The organism is Flectobacillus sp., assembly GCF_049240685.1.
GTDB lineage: Bacteria > Bacteroidota > Bacteroidia > Cytophagales > Spirosomataceae > Flectobacillus.
Genome location: NZ_JBMLSD010000144.1, coordinates 5449 through 7154, shown reverse-complemented (window position 1 = coordinate 7154; position 1706 = coordinate 5449). Strand labels below are relative to the sequence as shown.

At 39.4% G+C, this 1706-nt stretch carries 1 protein-coding gene; it reads right to left on the bottom strand.

What is annotated here, in order from left to right:
* Positions 1-47 precede the first annotated feature (47 nt).
* Positions 48-1706: ATP-binding protein (locus ACOVQ4_RS06585; protein ID WP_421819857.1), on the bottom strand; the 1659-nt coding region annotated here is incomplete at its 5' end.

The following is a 1706-nucleotide window of genomic DNA, read 5'->3' as shown; positions in this document are numbered from 1 at the left end:
AAAAAAACTGCACAAGTCTTTCAATTCTTGTGCAGTTTTAATTATTACTAGCTAAGCTTTTTGTAGGCTTCTTTGAAATGCTCAAATTCAGTTTGCAGAATTTTCATTTCTGACTCAAAATATTGAAAATCACAAACTTTCGCTTTGACTTCGATATGCCTTGTTATCTCATGCAAGCGCGAAGCCCCGAGTGTTCCAGAGTTACCCTTGAGCGTATGAAGTTCGCCTTGTACTTTTTTGCAGTTATTTTCATAATATCCTTCTATCGCATTTTGGATTTGTTCTTCAGCTTCAGCTTCAAATCCTTCCAAAATCGAAGCGACAAATTCCATATCTCCACCCACACTATCAGACAATTGTTTAATGATTTCAGTATCTATCACAGGAAAAATATCTGATACATGAAAATCTGAAATCAAGGAAACGGTTGCATCTTCTGCTTTGGGATGCTCCGCTGCTGGTGTCTCAATTATTACAGGAACTTCTACTTTTGCCTCCGCAGGCTCTGGTTTTATTTCTATCACCTTAGGCTGGTGTGGGCGTTTACTTGCATTTCTGTCTATCCATTCTTGTACTTTTCTGACCAAAATTTCTGCTCTGATGGGTTTTGCCACATAGTCATTCATCCCTGCCGCCAAGAAGCGATCACGGTCTTCTTTCATGGCGTAAGCTGTCATGGCAATGATTGGTGGTAAATCTATAGATAATTTTCTCAAATGCTGGGTAGTTTCGACACCATCCATTTCTGGCATTTGAATATCCATAAAAATCATATCGTAAGCACGGTCGAGGTGTGAGGCTTCTACCAACTGTATGGCTCGTGTACCGCTATCGGCCGTAATCACCTCACAACCTGATTTGCGTAAAATTTCACTGGCTACTTTACGGTTTGTGGCATTGTCATCGACCAACAGCAAGTGTGGATGGTATTCTTTAAAATGATTTACTACTTGGAATTGCTCTTCTTTCTTTTTCACCGAAACTGGACTAATATCTGTCTGCTTGATTTCGATAATAAACCAAAAAGTACTACCGTGTCCCCAATCAGACATAACGCCGATATCCCCTTTCATCAAGCGGCAAAGCTCTTTTGAAATAGCCAATCCTAAACCAGTTCCTCCAAATGATTTCTTGGTAGAATTGTCTACCTGCTGGAAGGCATTGAAAAGCATTTTGAGATTTTCTTGGGTAATACCAATTCCTGAGTCTTTTACCTCAACCTTGATTCTATTGAATTTACCTCGTTTTTCAAGTAAACTCACATTGATATCTACCGTACCATTTTCGGTAAACTTCAAAGCATTAGAAGTAAGGTTTGATAAAATCTGTAGTAAACGCGTTTCGTCGGCAATGACATACTCGGGAATATTTGGTCCAAAATTGCAATGAATTCGGTTGCCTTTATTAGCCGCAATTTGCGAGAATAAAGCCAATAATCTGTCAAATACATCTCGAAAAACAATAGGCGCTTCATGCAAGACCATTTTACCTGCCTCGATTTTTGCCAAATCCAAAATATCATTGAGGATATGTAATAACGTTTCAGATGATTTTTTGATGGTCAATACATAATCCTTTTGTTCATCGTCAAGCGAAGTGTCGTTGAGCAAATCAATCATACCGATAACCCCGTTCATCGGGGTACGGATTTCGTGGCTCATGTTCGCCAAGAAACGTTCTTTAACCTTCAAGGAACGCTCGGCTTC